The organism is Paraburkholderia sp., from assembly GCF_035948235.1.
Classification (GTDB): domain Bacteria; phylum Pseudomonadota; class Gammaproteobacteria; order Burkholderiales; family Burkholderiaceae; genus Paraburkholderia.
In genome coordinates this window covers 1-5,943 of record NZ_DASZJJ010000161.1, presented here as the reverse complement: position 1 = coordinate 5,943, position 5,943 = coordinate 1, and the positions used below count along the sequence as shown (strand labels likewise).

The 5,943-nt window shown below is 62.0% G+C and carries 5 protein-coding genes; 3 read left to right on the top strand and 2 right to left on the bottom strand.

The window, feature by feature from the left end; genetic code table 11:
* Together VG320_RS14265 and VG320_RS14260 are read right to left on the bottom strand one after the other, a co-directional pair.
* A partial coding sequence (locus VG320_RS14265; RefSeq protein ID WP_414696039.1) for a porin occupies positions 1-212 on the bottom strand: 212 nt, incomplete at its 3' end.
* 50 nt (positions 213-262) lie between these two features.
* Positions 263-1,708, bottom strand: a complete 1,446-nt coding sequence (locus tag VG320_RS14260; protein ID WP_327200748.1) for a purine-cytosine permease family protein — start codon at positions 1,706-1,708, stop codon at positions 263-265.
* Positions 1,709-2,153: 445 nt separating this feature from the next.
* Between VG320_RS14260 and VG320_RS14255 the strand changes: the two genes are divergently transcribed.
* From VG320_RS14255 to VG320_RS14245, 3 genes are all read left to right on the top strand, one after another.
* A complete protein-coding gene (locus VG320_RS14255) occupies positions 2,154-3,302 on the top strand; it encodes a ring-hydroxylating oxygenase subunit alpha (protein ID WP_327200747.1) in 1,149 nt (382 codons plus the stop codon).
* Between the two features lie 16 nt (positions 3,303-3,318).
* Positions 3,319-4,779: an NAD-dependent succinate-semialdehyde dehydrogenase gene (locus tag VG320_RS14250; RefSeq protein WP_327200746.1), complete on the top strand. Its 1,461-nt coding sequence runs from the start codon at positions 3,319-3,321 to the stop codon at positions 4,777-4,779.
* Positions 4,780-4,855: 76 nt separating this feature from the next.
* Positions 4,856-5,818, top strand: a complete 963-nt coding sequence (locus VG320_RS14245) for a PDR/VanB family oxidoreductase (protein WP_327200745.1) — start codon at positions 4,856-4,858, stop codon at positions 5,816-5,818.
* The last annotated feature ends 125 nt before the right edge of the window (positions 5,819-5,943 follow it).

Genomic DNA, 5,943 nt, shown 5'->3' with positions numbered 1-5,943 from the left:
CCTTTGATGCCCCAGCGGTTTGCATACGAAATGCCGTCGTCGAACTTCACCTGATGCGCGCCGCCCGCGTTGCTCACATAAGTGACGCCCGCATCGAGCACGCCGTAGAACGTCACGCTGCTTTGCGCGCTGGCCGCCAGCGGTAGCGCAGCCAGCGTGAGTACGGTCACCTGCGCAGCCGCATACAGCGCACTCGTGCGCATTGTCTTCATCGAATTCATATCGCGATGTTGATGAGTGTTGTGGTTGTTATCGGGCGCAATCAGTTCAGGCCACGATCGGCTTCCTGCACGAGCCGGCGTTCCTGTTCGATGTCGAGCGAGCGGCAAGTCCACAGATAGACCAGCGCGGCCACGGGCAGACCCACGAGCATCGCCACATCGGTGCCGCCCAGCATGCGGGCGACGGGGCCGGTGTAAATGTCGGTCTTGAAGAACGGAATCATCGCGGTGAAACCCACGGCATAGGCGGTCAGACCGCGCCAGTTCCAGCGGCCGTAAATGCCCCGTGGGTTGAAGATCTCGCGCACCGAATAGTGCGAATGGCGCACCACGAAGAAGTCGATCAGGTTGATGGCGGTCCAGGGCGTGAACAGATAACCCAGAATGCCGAGGAAGTCGCCAAACTTGCCCATGAAGTTATCCGACGCCGAGAACGCCAGCGACGTCGCCACCAGCGCCACGACGACCAGGCTTGCAATGCGCTTGCTCGCGTTCGACTTGAGCGGCTTGAACGAATCCGTGATGCTCAGGAGCGTGAGCGACGCACCATAGAAGTTCAATCCTGTGATCGCGAGCAGGCCCAGCAGCGCGAGCAGCAATGTGACCGTGCCGAAGCCGGGGAAAATCAGGTCGCCGGCGCGCTGGACCGCATCCGAAATCTCGATCTGCGCGTTAAGTGCCGCCGCTGCGGTGCCCACCAGCATCATCCACACGCCGCCGATCAGTGCGCCCAGGAAGGTCCACCAGAACGTTGCGCGCACACCGGTATTGGGCGGAAGGTATCTAGAGTAGTCCGAAACATAGATCGACCACGAAAGCTGGTACGCCGCCGCCGAGAAAAGCTGTACGAGGAACGGCGTGGCCTTGAAGCCCGCGAAGCTCAGTTGCGCAGCCGGGAACGGCATCTTCACGCACATGCCCACGCTGAAGATCGTCAATGCGATGAGCAGCGCGAAGGCGAGCCAGCGCTGCGCCTTGTGGATCAGGTCATAGCCGAACACCGCCAGACCCACCGCCAGCACGGTAAACACGATGTAGCTCAGATGCGGCTCGGTGCCCAGCAGATGATGCGCGGTCTGCCCGGCCATCAACTGGTTGAAGGAGTTGTAGCCGATATAGGTGACGAGCGCGACCACCCACACGAGCAGCGCGCCCATATAGCCGAACTGCGGGCGCGACTGGATCATCTGCGGCAGGCCCAGTTGCGGCCCCTGGCTCGAATGGAACGCCATGAAGAAGGTGCCCAGCACATTGCCGAGTACGATGGCGATCGCGCTCCACAACAGATTGCCGCCCATGCTGATGCCGATCGCACCCGCCGCGATGGTCGCCAGATTCGCATCGCCCGTAAACCACACCGGCCACAGGTGCCACGCCTTTCCCTTGCGTTCGGCGAGCGGCACGTAATCGATCGAGCGCGATTCTATCCGCGATTTGGCGCGCGACGGCTCGCCGGCCAGCGCTTCGGCCATTGCCTCTTGTGTCATGTCTCCTCCAGTTGTGGGGTGGCGCAGGCAGTTCCGCATCAAGCGAAGCCACTCCGCGCGCCGTGCGCGGTTGCGGAAAGCTTTTCCGTTTCCGGCCACGTCACGGTTATCCTACGGTTAACAACAAACCATTGGTTAACAATAGTACGCATCCTGGAGGGGTGAGACGCACTATCGCATCCTCCTATTGACGATTTCCACGAAATCGATTTGCCTTGCGACAGCTCAAGCGACATACCTATTCAGCGCTAAGGATACGCGATGCGCATCAAGACGGGATTGATTTCACTGGCTTTCAAAGCGGCGTAAAAGCTCGTCGAGGGATAACCCTGATCCCTCATCGGCGGAATTTCTCTTATCCTTTCGTTAACCCATAGTTTTGATGTAACTTATAGTTAATTTTTTAGCGCGCGCTTCCTTACTGCTCTCTATTGCGGCGGACCCCATGACCTATCTCCCGATCGAATTCCACAAGCAACCCGACCTGCCGAAGCTGCCGGCCGACTTCTGCGCCAACCCGGATCTCGCCTGGACCATCCCGGCCAGCTACTACACCGCCGAGTCGGTCTACAAGGCAGAAGAGAAGCGCATCTTCGAGGACACCTGGATCTGCGTCGCACATCGCAGCGAACTGGCGGAAGCCAACGCCTACGTGACGCGGGAGATCGTCGGCGAAAGCATCCTGCTGGTGCGCGGTAAGGACAAGGTGCTGCGCGCGTTCTATAACGTCTGCCCGCACCGCGGCCATCAACTGCTCGAAGGCAGCGGCAAGGCGAAGAACGTCATCACCTGCCCGTACCACGCGTGGGCATTCAAGCTCGACGGCGCGCTCGCGCACGCCAATAACTGCGACCACGTCCAGTCGTTCGACAAGGAAAACTCGACGCTCGTGCCGGTGCGCGTGGAGGAATACGCGGGCTTCGTGTTCATCAACCTGAACCCTGAAGCGGACAACGTGGAAGCGCAGTTGCCCGGCCTCGAAGCGAGCCTGCGCAATGCCTGCCCCGTGATCGACGACCTCAAGCTGGCCGCGCGCTTCGTGACCGAGACGCCCGCCAACTGGAAGTCGATCGTCGATAACTACCTCGAGTGCTATCACTGCGGCCCGGCGCACCCCGGCTTCTCGGATTCGGTCAAGGTCGATCAGTACACGCACACGCTGCATGGCAAGTGGACGCTGCAGTTCGGCCACGCGCAATCGTCGGAGCGCTCGTTCAAGCTCGATCCGTCGATCACGGACCCGAGCTTCCACGGCTACTGGGCGTGGCCGTGCACGATGTTCAATGTGCCGCCGGGCAGCAACTTCATGACGGTCATCTACGAATTCCCGATGAGCGCCGAAGTCACGCTCCAGCACTACGACATCTACTTCCTCAACGACGAGCCGACCGAAGAGCAGCAAAAGCTGATCGAGTGGTATCGCACCGTGTTCCGCCCCGAAGACCTGCGCCTCGTGGAGAGCGTGCAAAAGGGCCTGAAATCGCGCGGCTATCGCGGCCAGGGCCGCATCATGGTCGACGAAAAACGCAGCGGCATCAGCGAACACGGCATCGCCCACTTCCACAATCTGCTCGCGCAGCACTACCAGGATTGAGAGTCGAGGACCAAACATGACTTCGCTGCAACATCCCGGCCTGTTGCGACAGCAGGCCTACGTCGACGGCCAGTGGCGCGACGCGGACGACGGCGCGACGCTCGCCGTGCATAACCCCTCGACCGGCGAGTGCATCGCAAACGTGCCGAACATGGGCGCGGGCGAAACGCGCGCGGCCATCGACGCCGCCCAGCGCGCCCTGCCCGGCTGGCGCGCGACCACCGCAAAAGAGCGCGCGCGCCTGCTGCGCAACTGGTTCGAGCTGGTCATGGCGAACCAGGAACAGCTCGCCGAACTGATGACACGCGAGCAAGGCAAACCGCTCGCGGAAGCTCGCGGCGAAATCGCCTACGCGGCCTCGTTCATCGAATGGTTCGCGGAACAGGCCAAGCGCATCGACGGCGACGTGATCCCCAGTCCGAACCCGGACCAGCGCCTCGTCGTGACGAAGGAACCGATCGGCGTGTGCGCCGCCATCACGCCGTGGAATTTCCCGGCCGCGATGATCACGCGCAAGGCCGCGCCCGCGCTGGCCGCGGGCTGCACGATGATCGTCAAGCCCGCCAACGAAACGCCGCTGTCGGCCTTCGCGCTGGCGGCGCTGGCCGAACAGGCCGGCATTCCGGCGGGCGTGCTCAACATTGTCACCGGCAAGTCGCGCGAAATCGGCCTTGAGATGACGTCCAGCCCGCTCGTGAAAAAGCTCAGCTTCACGGGCTCGACCGAAGTGGGCCGCCTGCTGATGCGCCAATGCTCGGACACGGTCAAGAAGGTCTCGCTCGAACTGGGCGGCAACGCGCCCTTCATCGTGTTCGACGACGCCGATCTGGACGCCGCAGTGGAAGGCGCGCTGCTCTCGAAGTATCGCAACGCGGGCCAGACCTGCGTCTGCGCGAACCGCTTCTACGTGCACGACTCGCTGTATGACGCATTCTGCGAGCGCTTCGCGGCGCGCGTGGCCGCGTTCAAGGTGGACGACGGCTTCGCGCAAGGCGTGAACATCGGCCCGCTCATCACGGCAGCGGCGCGCGACAAGGTCGATGGCCTCGTGCGCGACGCCGTGGCGCAAGGCGCGCGCGTGGTGACAGGCGGCGCGCCGCACGCGCGCGGCGGCAACTTCTACGCGCCCACCGTGCTCGCCGACGCGAAGCCGGGCATGGCGGTGCTCCGCGAAGAGATCTTCGGACCGGTCGCGCCGATCGTGCGCTTTTCGAGCGACGCCGAAGTCGTGCAGCTTGCCAACGACTCGATCTATGGACTCGCCGCGTATTTCTATAGCCGCGATATTGGCCGCATCTGGCGTGTGGCCGAGCAACTGGAGTACGGCATTGTCGGCATCAACACGGGGCTGATCTCCAACGAAGTCGCGCCGTTTGGCGGCGTCAAGCAGTCGGGCATCGGCCGGGAAGGCTCGAAGTACGGCATCGAAGATTACCTGTCGATCAAGTACCTCTGCATGGGCGGCGTGAGCCGCTAGGGCTCACGGCGTCACCGACGCGGATGCGGCGCCCACCGCATCCGCCATCTATCCGAATCTCGAATCCAGAAACACCATGAACGCCCGCGAATCGATCACTGTCGACGTAGTCGCCGTCGAGCAACTCACTCCGCTCATCAAGCGCTTCACGCTCGCGCTGCCGGACGGCGCACCGCTGCCCGTCTTTAGCGGGGGCGCCCACGTGCTGGTCTCGATGCAGGATGGCGAGCGCTGGTATCACAATGCGTACTCGCTGCTCAGTTCGCCGCACGACACGCGGCAGTATCAGATCGCCGTGCGGCGTGAAGAGGCGTCGCGGGGCGGTTCGGCTTTTATGCACGAGCGCGTGCAGGTGGGGACTCGGCTGGCTATTGGTACGCCTGCGAATCTTTTTGAACTCGCGCCGGGCGCGAAGAAGCATGTGTTTATTGCGGGCGGCATTGGTATTACGCCGTTTCTTGCGCAACTCGCGGAGCATGCGGCGGGTGGGCTCGATCTGGAGTTGCATTACGCGTATCGCAGCCCGGAGCATGGCGCTTTTGTCGATGAACTGAAGGCCGGTGCTCATGCGGCGAATGTGCATTGCTATGTCGATAGCGAAGGGCAGCGGCTTGATCTGCTCAAGCTCTTCAAGAATCTGCCTGCGGATGCGCATGTGTATGTTTGCGGTCCGCAAGGGTTGAATGACGCTGTGTATGCGAACGCCGCGCTGCTTGGGTGGCCGAAGGCGCAGTTGCATTCGGAGCAGTTTGCTGCTGGCGATACGGGTGGTCAGGCTTTTACTGTGGTGCTGGCGAAGTCCGGGATCGAGCTTGAGGTGGCTGAGGATGAGACCATTCTCAAGGCTATCGAGCGGGCTGGGGTGACGGTTGAGTCGCTGTGCCGTGAAGGCGTGTGCGGTACGTGCGAGGTCGCGATTCTTGAAGGCGAGGCCGATCATCGCGATCAGTATCTTGATGATGATGAGAAGGCTGCGCAGAAGACTATTCTGCTGTGTGTGTCGCGGGCCAAGACTTCGCGGCTTGTGATTGATCTTTAATTGTCGTGGTTCTGGTGGGGTTGGCATTTCCTTGTGGTCGTGTCGGTCTATTAGCGTTGCCCCTGTGCGGGGCGGCACCTACTTTCTTTGCGGCGGCAAAGAAAGTAGGCAAAGAAAGCCGCTCA

What these genes read in the sequence shown, in the direction of transcription:
- VG320_RS14260 (WP_327200748.1), bottom strand. Translation starts at nt 1,708, where the DNA reads ATGACACAAGAGGCAATGGCCGAAGCGCTGGCCGGCGAGCCGTCGCGC.
- VG320_RS14255 (WP_327200747.1), top strand. Translation starts at nt 2,154, where the DNA reads ATGACCTATCTCCCGATCGAATTCCACAAGCAACCCGACCTGCCGAAG.
- VG320_RS14250 (WP_327200746.1), top strand. Translation starts at nt 3,319, where the DNA reads ATGACTTCGCTGCAACATCCCGGCCTGTTGCGACAGCAGGCCTACGTC.
- VG320_RS14245 (WP_327200745.1), top strand. Translation starts at nt 4,856, where the DNA reads ATGAACGCCCGCGAATCGATCACTGTCGACGTAGTCGCCGTCGAGCAA.